A 17,444-nucleotide genomic window follows, 5' to 3' on the forward strand; every position below is an offset into this window, starting at 1 on the left:
GCACCATTAACATTATCACCACGAGTCAAACTCTGGGGCTTTTTGCAAATGCCACTAGTCCATCAATCGTGCCAGTACCTTGGAGAGGGTGATTATATTTGTTATTCAGAGCCTGTTTTGATGCAATGGTCAGCTCAAAATTATCGGCATTGGTTTCGTTCTCTTTGAAGAAATTAGGGTTATCTGGTTTTTCTTTCAGGTAAAAATAGCAGCCGACTAAAATGACGAGTGAAAAAACCGATGCGATAAACGCTACCGTTCGCCAATGCATGAAGCTCAACAGCCAACCGAAAAATAGAGTAGCTAACACTACACTAAGTCGCGAGCTAGTTGATAGGATGCTCCAAGCTCGTCCATAATGTTGAGGGTGATACCACTCTCCGACCAATTTAGTTAAACCGGGCCAACCCGAAGATTTAGTGCAATAAAGCAGAAATGAAAATCCAGTAAAAGCCATGACATTGGGTGACAGCCCAAATGCAATGACAAACACCGCAGTAAGAAAAATGCCGATTAAAAAAGTAAAGCGTCCACCAATCTTATCGGCAAGAGGTCCCCAGATTAGTTTGCCAACCAATGCACCTATGGTGCCATAAGCCGCAAAATCACCAAGGTTTGTTTTTGTTAACCCCAAGGACTCATCGGCAAGCAAGGCAGGGCTGAGAATTGTGACCATTTGACGACAAATCATCATGGCGGCATAACCCAGATACATGGATACTAGAATATTTAATTGCTGTGGCGGTCGGTTAGACATAATTTCTCTTCGACTGTCGTCATTATAGCCGATGGCTATTTCTACAAAGCGATGGCTCTGTTAGGGTTAATTGTTAAGCTTTATCTGACACTAAGTTATTCAATTGCTTACGTCAACTTTGCGAATATAGCGTGCATAACCTTTCAAATATTTATGTCCGATTACCTATCGATAACACACCTGGTTTTGAGTAACATCGGCTAATAGATTTTGTCTTCAAAGTGGCAGGAAACGTCCATGCCTCATGAACTATTTGTGATTTATATATCAATTTTTTCTGATAGTTCAAGTGCGTCATCTACTTCTATACCAAGATAGCGAACGGTACTTTCTAGTTTTGTATGACCAAGAGAAATCTGAACTGCTCTCAGGTTTTTGGTTTTTTATAGAGCAAGGTTTATTTAGTGCGACTCATAGAATGAGTGCCGTAGGATGTTACATCCAAGCCAATACCGGTGATCCATTTTTTGACTATTCTGGCATATTGCCGAGTCGTTAAATGAGATCCATTTTTGTAAAGTTGCCCTCGTTTTTTTATTATCTCAAATTGAACGGGAGTTCCTGTCTTTTGTTGAATTAACATTGCTCGAGATTGAATGTTTTCCCCATGAGCAATATCCGACACTTTGAGTTAAATAAAGTCACATGCTCATAATTTACAATCCAGAGCTAAATTAAACATTGTTAATTCACGGAGGTTATCTGCCAGATAAAGTCTGGTTCTAATAGACCAAACCTCCTCAAGTTTAAGGAGAAAATTTTGACCAATAAGCTTTCCTTTATGCCAGCTAGGCTATGGGGTTTAAGGGGTTATGTTGTACATGATAGTGCTCTTTTGATTAAAGGAACTATAAGTATGGCTCAATGCTAATGGTCAAAGTTGTGTAGGTTTGTAGAGGTTATCAGCTCGCCAAACCTAATGTGTAGTGGGATGTTGAATTTGTTCCCTTAACTAGAGGTGTTTTCATGCATCTCATAACTACTTAGGTAATCTGTTTCTTTAATCCCTATTTTGGTCAGTAATGTGGATACCTGTTTATTTGCCATCAAGTTTTATTACATATCGTTCACGAACAAATAAACCAATCCAAATACCTATTAACATCCCTATAACTGCGACGATTCCACCCGGAGAAAAGGTTGGTAAGGCGAGTAAAAGTTGTGAATCATTGCCTCCAACGGCTAACGATGCGCCAATACCCATACAAGTTCCTGCCATAATATGTAATAACCATTGTTGCCAACTTGACCGTATCAATTCAAATTTTTTCGTACGCCAAGCAGCTGAAAACATACCCACTAGCAAAGATAAAAATAATAAATAACTCTCTACTGGGGGCCATAAAGAGTCATTAATACCTGCTAGTGCATGGCTTACTTGATATAACAGCCCAGATGGTGGCCATTTAGGATCGAAAAGAAAGACAAAGCCCCCGATAAGTCCTATTGCCATCATTGTCAGCCATAGTTTTCTCCTCTGCTTATTACCAGTAAAAGCCCAAACTAACGACGCTACTGAAATAGAAACAAGTATGGCTAATGTTATATTGGTAGATAAGAACAGTTTTATATGACTGGTAGAAGGACTCCACTGTGCCAAAATTGTCCACCCAATTAGCCAACCCAATATAGTGAAAATCATTTTTGAATCACCACGAGATAGTTTACTCAAAGTGGAGACGCCACAGCCTTGGTTGAACGCGGTACCAAAACCAAAAATAACACCACCAATGGCAAACCAGCTATTGGCTTCATAAGTTTTAAAGTTTGTATGAATACCAAAGTAGTTAGCGTAAATCATGGCTATCCAAGTGAGAACACCACTCAAAAGCAGTGCCAGGAGAAACTCTGGTTTTCCACTCTTAAATTCGTTAACGCCCCTCACCATACACAAACCGATAGACTGCGCTAGAAAGCCAATAATACAAACAAGTAAGAGCGAAATTGGTAGCAACATCATAATTTCCATGTGATTTTATCTAAGGAGCCAATTGTTTGTCCTAAATATCCGACTATGAATACAATAACTTAAAAGTACAAATGGTGGGGAGTTTAATATCATTTCTTAAGCTCACTTTTAGGAATCTATAAATTAAATGTAATTAAAACTATAGAATAAATAAGAGTTATTAGTGCGAAATATTATTTTTATTACCAATTGGAAGAATGTGCAAAAGTAAAAGTTATATCAAGAAAGTAAAAAGTGAATGTTTATGATTTATATCAAATAAACTCATTGATTTAATACAAGTTGTTGACAATACGTTACATTTACTGCAATTTAGATGTGCATAATGGATCATAAGCGAACCTTCATATTAAGGAAAATAAGATGTATTTCTTTCAACAAGATTCTTATAACAAAACACTTTTACTAGCAATAATGTAAGAGTAAGTAACATTATGATGAGTTACCGCTATTTTTGAATTTACTACTTTATGTTTAATGCCAACTTAAGCTTATAAATAAATGAGTTAGACTAAGTCCGAGCCTGTCAATAACAAGTGGAATTAAGGGATAAAATGTTACTTACAGAAATAAAAAGTCAAATACAAAATGAAGGTTATTTTGTTGGTACATGGGATGTTATCGATGAGGCTATTGATATTTATATTGAGACACCTTCTGGGATTGATGAGTTTAAAGAGTTATTAAGTAATTCAGGCTTAGAGTGTTTTCCAAAAATTGTAAATGGTACTGTTGCCAATATAGAGAAGTCTTTAACTGCAATCCCACTTGTAATATTCAACAAAGGTATCCCACTCCAGAAGGATAAGAGTGAGATTAAGTATGCTCTTTTAGTTGGAAAAATAGCAGCTGTAATGGCCAAAGTGGATGGCGAAATCGTTCAAGAAGAAGTATGGCAAATTAGAAAGGATATATATAAATTATCATTTTTAAGTGAATCAGAAAAATACAGAGTATTTATTCGAAGCGTCTATGCTCTTCAGCTTAAATCCTCCAAAGAAGAACTCATGGAAGATTTTTCAATACTCTCCGCCAAAGCGAAAAAACAGGCTTTACGTATCGCCCAAGACATTGCAATATCTGATCATTATATAGACAGGAATGAAATACTTTTATTATCTGAGTTATATCGCTTGTCTGAACTTCCAACTAATACAATGACTAAAGATTTAAGAGAGCACGCTAAAAATAAGAATGTAACTTTAGAGGGTAAAAACACTCCAAAGCAGGAAGAGCCTGAATTAGTTATCGAGTTAGATGATTCTTTTGAAGAAATGCTAAGTGAATTTGAGAATTTCTAATGACTTTTAAAGACCTTTATATTCCATTAAATTTAACTACGGGTTATCAAAACCCCAATGACGACTTTTTTTCACCTGTATTGTCATGTGCGAGAAAATTTGATGTTGGGGTAGGGTACTTTTCATCAAACTGGCTTGGTGATGTAAAACAAGGGATTCATCAATTTGCATTAAATGGAGGGAGGAGTCGTTGGATTATTTCTCCCAATTTGAATTTGAAAGATGCAGAAGCTATGAATCTAGGCTTTGAGCGGAAATCGATTGAACAAATGCAAAATGATATGGAAAACATTGTTTTAGATGAATTGGCCTTAATGGACATTGATAGCCGTACTCTTTTGAGTAATCTGATCGTAGCAGGTGTTTTAGACTTTAAAATATCTTACCCATTAAGCGGTGGAAATAATCTTTTTCATGCAAAGATGGGCGTTGCTATTGATGAAGAAAACAACCAAATTGCTTTTAATGGTTCATTTAATTTAACAGGTAATGCCAAAAGTAATTGGGAATATATTGACGTATATACGGATGAAACATCTCGCGAGCAACAGCGTATCCTTTCTATTCAAGAGAGGTTTAATACAATGTGGGTAGGAGAGGATTCTTTTTACCAGGTATTTACACCCTCTAAAAAGCTATTAACTGGTATTGATAGCTTCTCAAATGAAAAGAATAAAATTTACCCTAAGCATAATAAAACTGATCATATCAATTTACGCCCCTATCAAGAAGAAGCGATTAAAAACTGGGGAGAGAATAAAGGTCATGGTATGTATGTTATGGCCACAGGCTCAGGAAAAACCATTACAGCATTAGCCACGGTTAAAAAATTAATTACTCGCGTTAAAAATGCTAATCAGCCATTATTTATTGTATTTGTATTACCTTTAAAACACCTGTTAGATCAATGGCACGAAGAAGCCGCTGCATTTGGTTTTGATGCAATAAAGTGTTACGAAAACAGTCTGAATTGGAGAGAGCCTCTTAATGCTAAATTATCACATCAACTAATACAAAAGTCAGGCGTTGTAAAAGCTATGGTCACTAATGCAACGCTAGCCAGTGACAATTTCCAAAGGGTTTTACAAGGTATAAAAGTACCTATTATGATTGTAGCTGATGAGGCCCATAACTTAGGCTCCCCTACATATTTAGATGCTCTCCCAAAGAATGCCGATTATCGCTTAGGCCTAACAGCTACGCCTCTTAGACATAACGATGAAGAGGGAACAGAAGCATTATTTGATTATTTTGGTGATGCAGTATTTGAATTCTCTTTAGAAGATGCAATAAATGCCGGCTTCTTAGTTAAATATAAATATTACCCTTCTATTTGTGAATTTAACTACGACGAATACCAAGACTATAAAGCTATCACTACAAAGTTAAATAATGATGAGCAGAGTAAGTTTGACGCTGATAATGAGATGGAGGAGTTATTAGGTGGTGCGTCTAATAAACTGATTATATTGCGAAAAGAACTCGAAAAACTTAAAAAGAATAACCAGTTGCAACATACCTTAGTTTATTGCGGTTCCCATACCGATGATGAAGGTAGTCGGCAAATTGAAAAAATAGTAGGTATGTTAGGCCATGAACTAGGAGTTAAAACCCGTAAATTCACTGCATCGGAGAGCCTTGAAGACAGAAAATTAATATTAGATCAATTTGCAAGGTGTGAGCTTGATGCCATTGTCGCGATTAAATGTTTAGATGAAGGTGTCGATGTTCCGGCTACTAAGCAAGCCTTCGTTATATCTTCAACTTCAAATCCAAGGGAGTTCATTCAACGAAGAGGTCGCGTATTGCGACGCTCACCAGGGAAAGACGAAGCTGCTATATATGACTTCATAGTCACTCCGCCTGCTGGAGATGTTAATCCGGCTCTTATTGAAAAAGAGATACGCAGAGGACTTGAATACAATTCACTTGCAGAAAACAAAGATGAGAATGAATCCCTTTTATTAAACCTTGCAGACTTACACGGAGTAGAACTGTAATGAAAAGTCAGAAAGAAATTATTAGTCAGCTGAGCAAAGAAGAGCAGCTGATATTACAAAATGTTATGACGCTAGAACAAACAAATTTGTATATCAAAGACTTAAAGGAAAATCGTTCAAAAGAGAAAGAAGTAATTGAAAACGTGGTCAAATTAATTGAAAGAGAGATACGTAATGAAAATTAAAATGATTACGATTAAAAACTTCAGGCAGTTTTGGAAAGAAACAACTTTAAACTTCTCTTGCTCTACCACCAAAAATGTAACTGTGATTCATGGTGCCAATGGTAGTGGTAAAACGTCATTGTTAAATGCGTTTAAATGGTGCTTTTATGGAAAAACTGATTTTGATACTGGTACTGAAAATATTTTAAATGAAGCTGCGATTCAAAGTGCAACAACAGGCCAAGAGATAGAGTTAATTATCTCAGTGATGTTTGAGCAAGATGGTTGCAACTATGACGTGAGCAGAAAAGCACTATTCAGAAAGCTACCAAGTAATAAAGTCGAAGATTTAAAAACCATTGAATTCAAAATTCAAAAAACCATGGAATCAGGTGAAACAATCACTATAGACACCCCAGACTCCGAAATTAATAAAGTACTCCCTGAAGGCTTACATCCATATTTTTTCTTTAATGGAGAACGAATTGAAAAGTTAGCAGGTGTAAATGAAAGTGGTCAAATAAAAGAAGCCATAAAACGACTGATGGGACTTAAACAAATTGAGCGCGCAGAGCGACATTTGAAAAAAGCATCGGAAAGCTTTCGCAAAGTAAATGCTCAATCTTCAGACGCGACATACCAGTCACTGTCTGAAGGCGTCGCTAGATTAAATGATGATATAGAAAATTCGAAAAAAAAATTAGCGGATTTAAATTTTGAATACCGCGAAAAATCAAAACGAAAAGAAGATGTTGAAAAAAAACTAGAGACCTACAAAGAGTCTAAATCTTTACAAAAAGAGCGTTCATTATTAAATGATTTAAATGAGAATATATTAGCTGATATGGCGTCAAACGTACGACAACGTAAAGAGCTGATTGATAAAAACAGAGCAGTTGTTTTATCACAAGGCTTAGTAAATAAGTGTGAAGCATTAGTCGATCTTAATCGCAAAAAGGGTCTTTTACCCTATAAAGTAAGAGCTCCATTTATTGATGACTTAATTGAACAGGATAATTGTATTTGCGGTCGAGCTATACATGGAGAAGGCAAAGCTTTACATGCACTAATGAAAGCTAAAGAAACAGCAGGTAACGATGAGCTTGATGAAGTCTACTCTAGTGTTTCGTATCTACTTAAAAATCAAGCCGGTAATCTAGAAGAATATAAGACTAAATTGCAAGAACTCACTATTACACAAGATGAACACAGAAAAAACAAGAAGAAAAACGAAGGTAAAATCTCTGAGATAGGTTTAAAGATAGGCGCTATCAAAAACAGTGAGGTTAATGAGCTTGAAGAACGCCTCGAGACGTTAACGAAAGAACTAAAAGATATGGATTTTGATATTCGTACTTTAGGAAGAGATATTCCAGATTTAACGAATAAAGCGGCCAGTGAAACTAAAGCGTTAGAGAAATTAGAAAAAAAACAAAAAGAACACTCGTTAGTTGTAAAACGTATTACAGCATCAAACAATGTAGCTAAAGTGTTTAATGAATTAAATGATTATTTTACCGATCAAGTAAGGAACAATTTATCTGATAAGGTAAATGAAACATTTGGCCAAATTATTCGTAAAAATGTAAGAGCATATATAGATGACGATTTTCAATTGAAAATTGAAAAACAGTCCAAACATGGTGATATAGAAGCTAAAGAACAATCAACAGGGGAAAAGCAGGTTACTAGCTTATCATTTATTTCAAGTATTATTTCGTTAGCTAAAGAGAAGCATGAACAAGGAGGAAAGTTTTTTAAAGGTGGATTATATCCTCTTGTAATGGACTCACCTTTTGGCGCTTTAGATGACGATTACCGATTTAAAGTCGCTGAACGGGTTTCAAATCTAGCTGATCAAGTCATAATTTTTGTTTCTAATTCACAGTGGAATGGCAATGTGAAAAAAGCATGTGCAGACCGAGTTGGTAACTCATATCGCTTAATTCATCATGCAACAACCGATGTTGCCAAAAACATCGATAATAACGAATACCTACGCTATTCAAGTGATGGTTTCGAGTTCTCTACATTGGAGGAAACATCATGAGTATTGAGGCTAAACGTTTAGATGATGTTCGTATTAGACGTCCGAAACAACATGATGATTTATTACTTATTTTCAAACAAGATAAAATATTCGCATCAAACAAGAATGCACTCGTATTTGCTGCTTCTTTAGGGTTTAAAAAGCAACAGCGTCAATCATTTGATGAGAGTAGTGAGCCTATAATGTTACGAATATTTGATGATAATACAGATATACCTTTTATCTATTCATTGGCGTTAGCTGAAACAGACGACATATCAATGATGACCAAGAATAAATTTAAAGAGGCAGTATTAATATTTGAAGAGTATGCAAATGGCGGACTTTCATATATTAGGTCAGTGTTAGACCCCGCGACTGCCTTAGTATCTTTAGAAGCAATCATTTCAGAGTTAGATGAAACCAACACAGAAGATATGTTTAAAGATTGGTAACACCCCATACTAACAAGTTGATACAAGCCAAATACATTAAAAAACGATATTGATTTAAGTTGTTATGTAAAATAATAACTTAAATCAACATTACGTGATCTGTTGAGTAAAATAAGTAGCTCATAGAAAGGAATATATATGTCTCATAGCATCATCCCCGCATCCCTTGCTATTAAATCAATGCGTGACAATGGTTATAAAACGGCTGCTCACGCCATAGCAGAGCTCATTGATAATAGTCTTCAAGCTAAAGCTAAAACAGTACAATTACTCTGTATCGACGGTTATACCGTCAATACCAAACGAAAACTTCAACAATTAGAAGAAATTGCCATTTTAGACGATGGTATTGGAATGAGTCCTAAAATTTTACAAGAGTCATTACAGTTTGGTGGGTCAAGCCATAGAGACGACCCAAACGGCATTGGTAAATTTGGTATGGGTTTGCCTAACGCTTCAATCTCACAATGTCGAAGAGTAGATGTGTGGAGCTGGAAAAACGGTAAAACATACAAAACATTTTTAGATGTAGATTTAATTGAGTCAGGAGATATTGAATCTGTACCTGTACCAGTCGAAGAGGAAATACCGGATAAATGGTTAGAGGCAAGTAAAGCCTCACAATCCGATTCCGGCACACTTATTGTGTGGTCAAAACTGGATAGAGTAAACTGGAAAACTAGTAAATCTATTTATACTCATTCAGAGAGGTTAGTTGGGAGAATGTATCGATACTTTATTCAAGAAAATAAATGTCAGATATTATTTAAATCTTATCTTGAAAAAGTATCACTAAGCCTTTCAATAGAAGAAGTATTTAAAGCTAATGACCCTCTTTATCTATTAAAGGGAACATCACTTAAAGCGTTACCCGTTCCGTTTCAAAATGACTGTTTATTTAGAATATTTGAGAAACCACAAGAAATAGAAATTGATTTAGGTGATGGAAAATCATCTGTTGTAACCATTACCTATTCTTTTGTAGACAAAGAATGTCACAGTAGCATTCGTTCATTACCTAACATTAAAACTGAAGTGGGCGGGACTGAATGGGGTAAACATTGTGCTGACAATATTGGTATTTCAATTGTTAGGGCAAAGCGCGAGTTGGAGTTAACAAAAATACTCACCAATGGTAAACCGCAAGAGCGTTGGTGGGGAGTTGAAGTCGCTTTTGAACCTGCATTAGACGAGTTTTTTGGCGTAACAAATAACAAGCAAGCAGCTGTGAACTTTGAAGATATAGATCTTAAAAAAGAAGCACATCTAAATGGCTATGAAGATGATGAAATTGAGTTTCTGAAGGTATTTAAACATGAAGATCCATATCGTTGGTATATGCATAAAATTGTTTCTGAAATAAAACGTAATATTAAACATCTTCGCAAGGAAACTCCGAGTGATAAACGGTTAATTGGTGACGTAAATTACGCAAAAAATGTACCTTATTCGGAACAAGTTTCTGATGTTGTTATCACATCTAGAGTAGATCGGGGTTATAAAACAAAAGAAGAAGAAACTGTTTCAACAGAGAGTAAAGACGACCAAATAGCATTACTTGCAAAGGAGTTTGAATTTACAAGTAACTTACCAAAAGTTGAAGCAAAACAAAAAGCGGCAAATGCCATTGAAAATAATCATAAGTTGAAATTTTTAGAAGGTAAATTAATAGGCAATGCTTTTTTTGATGTGACATCAAAAGCAGGGATAACTTTGGTGACTATCAACGAAGATCATGAGTTTTATGAATTCTATACACGATTGTCGCAAGAGCACGGTGAATTATTAAAACTATTACTTTCTTCTTGGGCACGCTGTGAAGGTGAAGCATCGTCAAGACAACAGAGAGATATGCAGGACATTAGAGGGCAGTGGGGCAGGATGCTTTCCGATTTCTTCTTTGATTTAAAGTCAGAAGCATAAGTAACTTATTGTGTGCGGTTAGGAGTATATACAATGGAAAATGTTCTAGAGAATAAGCTTGTAAATATTAAAAGTTGGAAGCTTGGTAGTAAAACAGCAGTGCACAAACCATTGTTGATATTGTATGTACTCAGCCAATACAAAAAAGGCCATAAAAGGCTCTTTAATTTTGAATATGAGCTTTATGACCAAGTAAAATCTTTGCTGGAAAGATATAACCAAAATTCAAAGAGTCAGCATCCTGAATATCCATTTTGGCGTCTTCAAAAAGATGGCTTCTGGGAAGTTAAAATTCAAAAAGAAGTTTCATTAACTTCCAGTGGTGATGCACCTAAGAAAAAACTATTTGAAAGCAAAGCTGAGGGAGGATTTAAGCCTCTGTTTTATGACAAACTATCTTGTGATAAACATATAATAGATTTGTTGTCTCTATCTCTTTTAAAAGCCCATTTTACGGAAAATTTACAAAATGCCTTAATCAAGTATTTTGAAATTAATTTAACACCACTAGGTACAGAGAATCTAAGTGAAGATCTTTCTACTCAATTCAACTATGGTTCGCTATTAGAAGAGCTAATCTCTGAATTTCACATGTAATCTCTTTTATTTAAATGACTAACTATATAAATATAAGTTACCTATTGATTGTTAAGTGTTTTCCCCGTACATTACTTGAAATGTAATTTATATGAAATCAGTGCAAATGGATGAGCCGATGATTTATACCTCACAACTTCCCAAGCATTTGACACATGCTAAAGGAAGGTCATGTTTACGTTATTCTATCAACGCAAGATATCACCCATTTTAAAACCAGTGAGAATGATTATTCAGCTTGCGTATTAAGTTGGATTGATCACCGTGTTGGACAAATAAAAAATCAAGATATTAAATCCATATTCAATAAAGACGATAAAGCTAATCAAGAACAATTGATGAAATCAATAGGTGAGCTTGATAAGCATTACAGTCTTTATGTTGACGGTGATAAGAAAATACAAAAAATTAAAGATAAAGCATTTTGGGAGTTGAACTAAAAGATATGGCAAATATTAATGATTACAAATTACTTAGAGTAAAGTGTGAACGATATTATCAAGAATTAAGCAAGCAGACAGGAACAAAAGTTAAGTCAGATAATGACAAATCACGATTAGGTTTTTATTTCTTTATTTTAGATAACTTATTTGGACTAGCTGAAGCTGACGAATTAATAAAACATGTAACTGATACTGATTTTAATACAAAGTTAGGGGAAGATAGGAACGATGATTGTGGAATAGATGCAGTCTATATTGACTATGAACAGAATATTATCAATCTTTTAAACTTTAAATATCGTGATAATTTCAAATTGGATTCTAAGCAGAAGCTTAATGATGTTATTAACTCTACAAAATATATAAACGCAATTTATTCAGGCGATATTGAAGATTTAGAAGGAAAACCGAAAGAGTTTGCATTAAAAATAAAAGGCCTTTATGACAGCAAAGAAGTGTGGAAAACTAATCTTTATATTGTTAGTAACGATACATCCCCCGTTGATGTAAATGATAAGCATATAAGGAATGTTGTTAAGGGTTATGATATTGAAGTTAATCCAATATCTTTAAGTGAAATTACTGATCTTATGTCAATAAGGCCGGAGCCAATAAATGCAACATTAATATTACCTAACGATGCATTGATGTCATATGCAGAAAATGATTTATCAACATCTAGATCTTATATTGCTAGGTTAAAAAGTAGTGATGTGGTGAGAATTACATGTAATAACTCAAAACTGAGAGATCAATATGATCTTGAGCACTACGATGAATTAGAAGATGTACAATTAGATTTTAGTGTTTTATTTGATAATGTCCGTGGGTTTGTTCAAAAATCAAAGTACAACACAAATATCTATAAATCTCTTGAAGACAACCCCAGCAAGTTTTTTATGTATAACAACGGTATTACCATTGTAGCAAAGGATATAAAGGCTATTCCAGTTAATGGACAAAGTCAGATGAAAATTACCATTAATAATTTCCAAGTTTTAAATGGTGGTCAAACAGTTAGAACTATTCATAACTTCAATAAAGACAATGAGCGAAATATCATTGATTACCTCTCCAAAAGCGAAGTTCTAGTGAGAATGTTTATGATTGATGAAGAAGAAGGGGAAGTAAACAAGATAGCTGAGTATACAAATAGTCAAAATACTATTTCGGCCCCAGATTTAAGATCACTCAATCAAAAGCAAATAGAGTTGGAAAACTACTTACGAGAAAAGAAAGTAAATTATGTTAGGAAATCTGGTGATATAGGTAAAGAAGACCTGGATTATGAATATACAATATCTATGGTGAGGTTTGGCCAACTTCTTTTCGCACTATCTGGAAACCCAGAGAAGTCTACAAGTAGTAAAAAAAGTATCTTTGGTAAAAAGTATGATGAAGTTTTTTCAGACGCAAGTAATTATTTAGAAAATTCTTATTCTATAATTAAGAACTATCACGATATTAAAGCTGCCTACAGTAGGTTGGCTTATGAAAGTATAGATATAAAACATTATTACATTTTGTACTTAAACGACCTTTACCCTAAAATTTCAACAGATACAAAAATTGAAATATTAGAGAAACAAATTATAGATTTCAAAGTTGAAAAAGAAACAACAGCTGTTAGAAAAATGAGTAAAGTTCCGTTCAAGGAAGCACTAATTGAAGTATTAAAAAATGAAATAGTCTAAATAAGAGACGTTTTAAACGCCCTCGTTTTAATAGGGCGTTTAAAACTTGACGTATCTATTCAAAAATAGCCTTTTCAATTTTATTAGTTCTTGGTCCACTTCTAGGAAGGATCTTTTCACCTTTTACAGACCACATAGCTTCACCTAAGATTGGTCCATTTAAATAGAGGTTTTTGGTGAAAACCTGTTTGATAATCACTTCTAGACCTAATTGTTGTTTATTCATTTGCCTTAATATGACATCAACGTATATATCCCACCCAACAGGACGAAATAAGAAGTGACCTCCAGTTTGGTTATTTCTAAAGTCACAAGATTTTTTTAAATTGGATGAAACAGCTCTCAATTCTTCACAATAAAAAAATGTTAAATTATAAAATTTGCAAACAAAATCAAAAGCTTCTTTTCTGGACTTTGGCTTATAATCATCTATCTGTTCAATGGGTTTATTAGCTACAAACGAAACCAATTTTTTTACATTATCATATATGTTTACAATTGAAGTTATACTTGAATTATCATTAGGCTGTATACGTCCCGACTTAAAAGAGATATTCGATTCTTTAAAGTGTGTGAAATGAGATTCTTCTATTAACCACCTGGTTATGCAAGCAGGTATATCGTCCTCATCAAGAGCAATAATTGCATCCTTACTAACTTTTTCAGCTTTTTTATTTAAGGTGGTAAATAGCCTCCTCGATTGTTTAATCCCTTCATCAGAATCTAAATGCCTAACGACAATCACATTTAATAACTCTTCACCAAGGGAAGGATCTATTTTCAGGGCTTGTTTTATGCCTTCTACGCGATGTTGACCATCGAGTGCAAAAAATGTTTCTTTCCTGTTTACAGATAAAAAACCAATACAGTGCTCGGCAAAATCAGGGAATTCAAGCTGTAAAGCTTCTTCGCTCGATGGCCGTAGGTTACTTATTTCATGCCAACTCGGCTCACCATTAAAAACGGCAACAACTAACGAATTGAAAAATCTATCTTTGTTGTTTAATAAGTAATCAGATATTTCCTTTCCGCGATCGAGTTTTAACTCTCTTTGTATTTGTGTGGATAGTTTTTTTATCCGATGTAGATCATGTGCAAATCCGATTAAATCGTTAATATCTGATAAGCGCATCATGCAACTATATGTATCCCATGATCCTATCTTCCCCTTTAAACAAGGTAAAACTAATTTACTACTTTTCAAATTCTTACACCTCGAACAAATGAACGAACTTTAGCCGAAAAGTCAGCTTGATTACAGGGGGGAATAAATACATCAGCTAATGCTGACTCTACTAAAGCAGTTGAGCTACCATTATCAACTTCTGCATAATGGTAAACGAGATGCTCTTTAAAGTAATTAATTAGCTTCTTAACTTTAGGTCTACCGCTATAACCAGATGGGCGTACATAGTCTTTAAATCTTTTTTCAATAGTATTATTTGTGCCTATATCTCCCGCTTTTCCAACATACATAACATATGAGTTTGTAGGTAGGTTTGGAGTGTTAAAGCATACAGAAAACATATACACACCTTGATGAGCAGGAAAGGTATGATCTGCGTGATCTGTATATTTAACCGTCTGCCAGTTTAATGGGGGTAAATTATTAGCGTTTTCTAAAAACATAGGGGTGAGTATGAATTCAAAACTATTTTTAAAATAACTTAATACTAATTCAGTTTTTTCAGAAGGGGTTAACTTTGCGATAAAATCTTCAGTATCATCATATATACTTTGCATTTGCTACTCCTTTATCAAAGGGATGCAATAAAGCTAGAAGTAGCTTTATGATTCCTTAATGCTGCTATCCCATCTTCGACATGTGTAGCCCAAGCAGATTGTAGCGCTTTACCTTCTAGTTTTGGGTATTTTAGCTTTAGTACTTGCTCGGTAATTAATTGTGTTTCACCGAGCCAAGTTATTTTGTCTAACGTTAAACTACCATCGAGTTTCTTTTCATCAGCCTCAGTAAACGTAAAGCCTGATTCAACAGAGCGAAAAAAGGCAATACGTGCCGATACATTTGGTGTGATATCGGTATTACTTTTTAAACGTTTTAATTGTTCTTCAACGGTTTTAGTTAATTGCATGCGGTTAGGTAACATTAGACAGCCTCCACGTAGTTTGTTGTTTGTTGTGTCTTCCAAAAATAGCCTTCAGCTAATTTAGATGCTTTAGTTTCACCATTGAATTGAATTTCATAAGCGTGTGAAATACTGTCGCCAAATTTACCTTGAGTAAAGTACTTTTCATCTACTTCGGTGTCAGTTGAAAGAATTATTACTTGATGACTGGCATCAGGGAAGTATTGTTCTATCAATTTGTCTCTGTGGTGCGAATCTAAACGTCCTAATGGTGTATCAATAATGATAGGCAGCTTACGACCTGAAGTTTTCCCAAGCGCTTCTAGAATAGCGATAGCGTATATTTGTTTCTCGCCTGCGGAAAGCTCTTTACGGTTAATGGTGTTGTTGTGCTCATCAATTAACTCAACATCAAACGTGGTGATATTAATACGTGCAGAGATATTTAAATCATCTTTTCGGGCAAGTTTTTGATAACTTTTAATGAATTCAGCTTCAAGCTGTTTCACTCGTATTTCAGTTAACTCTTTGGCAAATTTTTCAAGTAATGAATTGGTGTTCTGCGCATTAGTTACGGCTTCAGATACGTTACTTGCTGATTTATATTTGTCATGAATTTTTTGAATCGATTTAGCGAGTTCAACCGCTTTTTCTATTTCAGATTTTGCTTCCGTTAATTTATTATTTCGCGCTAAAATTGCTTTTGTTTTTGATTCATTGAAGGCTGTAACCTCTTGAAGTTTATCTGCAACACGAGATTCGTCTGGTGCTCGGGCGATATTAATTGCTGCGCCATCTAAGGCAAACTCAACACTGGTAAGTTGTGATTTAAAGTGTTCAAATTCTTTACGCGACTTTGGTGCGGTAACTTCAATTTGATGAATTATTTGACCACGTTCGCGCTCTGATAAATCAAGCTGTAATGCTATGGCTTCAGAAGTGTTTGATGTGGTTTGGTAATTACTTAAACAGGCTTCTATAGCTGTTTCTGCACTTTGTTTCGCTGCGTTATTACCAGACAAGCTTTCAATAAGTTGAGACTTATATTTTGTAAACTCATTTACAAAAGCTTGTTTTTGCTTTGTTTCTGCTTCGGCGTCTAACGTTTTAAGTAATTTGTTTAAGGTGTTTTTTGCTAGCGTAAAAGGTAGAGAGCTTTCCATTTCTTTACGAATGCTTGCTTCAAGGTTAGCTTTAGTCAGTTGTAATTCATTAACTTTAGCTTCTTCTTGTACTTTTGTTTTAGCCCACGCGCCACCTAAACTCATTACATCGCTTTGCGCTTTTAAAATGCTATCGTTAATTGCGCTAATGGGTACAACAAGTGAGTCAGCATCATGAACTAAACTATCGTAACTATCTTCATGATTTTTTCTTTGCTGCTCCAACTGCGCAATTTCATTTTTAACTTTATCTGGCATTGATTGGCTTAGATGAGGTTTTAAGAAAATATTTAAATCATTTTTTAAGCGTTCAATAACATCAATACCTAATAGTCTTCTAACGGCTGTTTGTAATACCGCGCCCGATTGGTCTTCAGCTAAGTCAGCAATTTTTTCACCATCAAAAAAGAATAAGTCGGCAACACCAATAGGAATTAACTCATTTAAAAACGCTTGGCATTGCTCGTAACCTAATGCAGCTTCAGCTACCTCATTTTTGTATAAGGCTAATTTGTCTTTTTGACCTTTTTTCCAGCTGCGGATAACTTTATATTCGTTTTCTACACCTTGCTGGCTATAGGTAAACACTAACTCAATTGAAGCATTGTTGTGTTGAATACCGTTACCTTTATGAATTAAGGCTGCTAATTGCTCTTGGTATTCTGTTGAGGTCATATTAAAACCAAATGCTGCACGGCCATAAAGGGCAACGCGGACACCAGTTAAAATTGAGGTTTTACCCGCACCATTTAAACCACCAAATAAGATGATAGATTTATCTTCAGAGGTTGGCGCAAGGCTAATATCGTTCACGCCATTAAATACACGAAAGTTATTTAAAGTAAGGCTTTTGATAATCATG

At 34.9% G+C, this 17,444-nt stretch carries 15 protein-coding genes and 1 pseudogene; 9 read left to right on the plus strand and 7 right to left on the minus strand.

Translation table 11 applies throughout. The features are described from left to right. Positions 1-25: 25 nt before the first annotated feature. The 3 genes and pseudogenes from CXF79_RS23635 to CXF79_RS11625 all read right to left on the minus strand — a co-directional run bounded on the left by CXF79_RS23635 (position 26) and on the right by CXF79_RS11625 (position 2,717). Positions 26-757, minus strand: coding sequence for an MFS transporter (locus tag CXF79_RS23635; protein ID WP_232769156.1), 732 nt, complete (start codon positions 755-757; stop codon positions 26-28). A gap of 260 nt (positions 758-1,017) precedes the next feature. Further along, positions 1,018-1,526, minus strand: a pseudogene (locus CXF79_RS23525) (tyrosine-type recombinase/integrase). Between the two features lie 267 nt (positions 1,527-1,793). Then, the gene (locus CXF79_RS11625) at positions 1,794-2,717 is read right to left on the minus strand and encodes a YeeE/YedE thiosulfate transporter family protein (protein ID WP_101156288.1); all 924 of its coding nucleotides are present in this window, start codon (positions 2,715-2,717) and stop codon (positions 1,794-1,796) included. 563 nt (positions 2,718-3,280) lie between these two features. Between CXF79_RS11625 and CXF79_RS11630 the strand changes: the two genes are divergently transcribed. The 9 genes from CXF79_RS11630 to CXF79_RS11670 all read left to right on the plus strand — a co-directional run bounded on the left by CXF79_RS11630 (position 3,281) and on the right by CXF79_RS11670 (position 13,332). Continuing rightward, complete coding sequence (locus tag CXF79_RS11630; protein WP_101155052.1) at positions 3,281-4,027, plus strand: tellurite resistance TerB family protein; 747 nt, start codon at positions 3,281-3,283, stop codon at positions 4,025-4,027. Next, the gene (locus tag CXF79_RS11635; RefSeq protein WP_101155054.1) at positions 4,027-6,027 is read left to right on the plus strand and encodes a DEAD/DEAH box helicase family protein; all 2,001 of its coding nucleotides are present in this window, start codon (positions 4,027-4,029) and stop codon (positions 6,025-6,027) included. The genes CXF79_RS11630 and CXF79_RS11635 overlap by 1 nt, the downstream gene beginning before the upstream one ends. Then, complete coding sequence (locus CXF79_RS11640) at positions 6,027-6,212, plus strand: hypothetical protein (protein WP_101155056.1); 186 nt, start codon at positions 6,027-6,029, stop codon at positions 6,210-6,212. Before CXF79_RS11635 ends, CXF79_RS11640 begins: the two co-directional genes overlap by 1 nt. Further along, on the plus strand, positions 6,202-8,241 hold the full coding sequence (locus tag CXF79_RS11645; RefSeq protein WP_101155058.1) for an AAA family ATPase: 2,040 nt from the start codon (positions 6,202-6,204) through the stop codon (positions 8,239-8,241). Before CXF79_RS11640 ends, CXF79_RS11645 begins: the two co-directional genes overlap by 11 nt. Continuing rightward, entirely contained in the window at positions 8,238-8,675 is a 438-nt protein-coding gene (locus CXF79_RS11650; RefSeq protein WP_101155060.1) for a DNA phosphorothioation-associated protein 4, read from the plus strand. The genes CXF79_RS11645 and CXF79_RS11650 overlap by 4 nt, the downstream gene beginning before the upstream one ends. 138 nt (positions 8,676-8,813) lie before the next feature. Next, positions 8,814-10,598, plus strand: a complete 1,785-nt coding sequence (locus CXF79_RS11655; protein WP_101155062.1) for an ATP-binding protein — start codon at positions 8,814-8,816, stop codon at positions 10,596-10,598. A gap of 33 nt (positions 10,599-10,631) precedes the next feature. After that, positions 10,632-11,195 (plus strand): hypothetical protein, encoded by a 564-nt coding sequence (locus CXF79_RS11660; protein WP_101155064.1) that lies wholly within the window; start codon positions 10,632-10,634, stop codon positions 11,193-11,195. Between the two features lie 155 nt (positions 11,196-11,350). After that, on the plus strand, positions 11,351-11,635 hold the full coding sequence (locus tag CXF79_RS11665; RefSeq protein WP_232769157.1) for a hypothetical protein: 285 nt from the start codon (positions 11,351-11,353) through the stop codon (positions 11,633-11,635). 5 nt (positions 11,636-11,640) lie between these two features. After that, positions 11,641-13,332, plus strand: a complete 1,692-nt coding sequence (locus CXF79_RS11670; RefSeq protein ID WP_101155066.1) for an AIPR family protein — start codon at positions 11,641-11,643, stop codon at positions 13,330-13,332. Positions 13,333-13,387: 55 nt separating this feature from the next. On the opposite strand, the gene CXF79_RS11675 is transcribed toward CXF79_RS11670, so the two are convergent. From CXF79_RS11675 to dndD, 4 genes are read right to left on the minus strand one after another with little or no spacing between them, the layout of a single operon-like run. After that, positions 13,388-14,536 carry a DGQHR domain-containing protein gene (locus CXF79_RS11675; RefSeq protein WP_157825877.1) on the minus strand — a complete coding sequence of 383 codons (1,149 nt, stop codon included), beginning with the start codon at positions 14,534-14,536 and terminating at the stop codon, positions 13,388-13,390. After that, the gene (locus CXF79_RS11680) at positions 14,533-15,075 is read right to left on the minus strand and encodes a hypothetical protein (protein WP_101155070.1); all 543 of its coding nucleotides are present in this window, start codon (positions 15,073-15,075) and stop codon (positions 14,533-14,535) included. Before CXF79_RS11680 ends, CXF79_RS11675 begins: the two co-directional genes overlap by 4 nt. A gap of 14 nt (positions 15,076-15,089) precedes the next feature. Continuing rightward, positions 15,090-15,440, minus strand: a complete 351-nt coding sequence (dndE, locus tag CXF79_RS11685) for a DNA sulfur modification protein DndE (protein ID WP_101155072.1) — start codon at positions 15,438-15,440, stop codon at positions 15,090-15,092. Further along, positions 15,440-17,443: a DNA sulfur modification protein DndD gene (dndD, locus tag CXF79_RS11690; RefSeq protein WP_101155074.1), complete on the minus strand. Its 2,004-nt coding sequence runs from the start codon at positions 17,441-17,443 to the stop codon at positions 15,440-15,442. Before dndD ends, dndE begins: the two co-directional genes overlap by 1 nt. Between the last annotated feature and the right edge of the window lies 1 nt (position 17,444).

This window comes from Colwellia sp. Bg11-28, from assembly GCF_002836245.1.
Taxonomy (GTDB): domain Bacteria; phylum Pseudomonadota; class Gammaproteobacteria; order Enterobacterales; family Alteromonadaceae; genus Colwellia; species Colwellia psychrerythraea_A.

Coding starts and splice junctions, on each gene's coding strand:
- CXF79_RS11655 (WP_101155062.1), top strand. CDS start 8,814: ATGTCTCATAGCATCATCCCCGCATCCCTTGCTATTAAATCAATGCGT.
- CXF79_RS11650 (WP_101155060.1), top strand. CDS start 8,238: ATGAGTATTGAGGCTAAACGTTTAGATGATGTTCGTATTAGACGTCCG.
- CXF79_RS11665 (WP_232769157.1), top strand. CDS start 11,351: ATGCTAAAGGAAGGTCATGTTTACGTTATTCTATCAACGCAAGATATC.
- CXF79_RS11680 (WP_101155070.1), bottom strand. CDS start 15,075: ATGCAAAGTATATATGATGATACTGAAGATTTTATCGCAAAGTTAACC.
- dndE (WP_101155072.1), bottom strand. CDS start 15,440: ATGTTACCTAACCGCATGCAATTAACTAAAACCGTTGAAGAACAATTA.
- CXF79_RS11660 (WP_101155064.1), top strand. CDS start 10,632: ATGGAAAATGTTCTAGAGAATAAGCTTGTAAATATTAAAAGTTGGAAG.
- CXF79_RS11630 (WP_101155052.1), top strand. CDS start 3,281: ATGTTACTTACAGAAATAAAAAGTCAAATACAAAATGAAGGTTATTTT.
- dndD (WP_101155074.1), bottom strand. CDS start 17,443: ATGATTATCAAAAGCCTTACTTTAAATAACTTTCGTGTATTTAATGGC.
- CXF79_RS23635 (WP_232769156.1), bottom strand. CDS start 757: ATGTCTAACCGACCGCCACAGCAATTAAATATTCTAGTATCCATGTAT.
- CXF79_RS11640 (WP_101155056.1), top strand. CDS start 6,027: ATGAAAAGTCAGAAAGAAATTATTAGTCAGCTGAGCAAAGAAGAGCAG.
- CXF79_RS11625 (WP_101156288.1), bottom strand. CDS start 2,717: ATGATGTTGCTACCAATTTCGCTCTTACTTGTTTGTATTATTGGCTTT.
- CXF79_RS11645 (WP_101155058.1), top strand. CDS start 6,202: ATGAAAATTAAAATGATTACGATTAAAAACTTCAGGCAGTTTTGGAAA.
- CXF79_RS11635 (WP_101155054.1), top strand. CDS start 4,027: ATGACTTTTAAAGACCTTTATATTCCATTAAATTTAACTACGGGTTAT.
- CXF79_RS11670 (WP_101155066.1), top strand. CDS start 11,641: ATGGCAAATATTAATGATTACAAATTACTTAGAGTAAAGTGTGAACGA.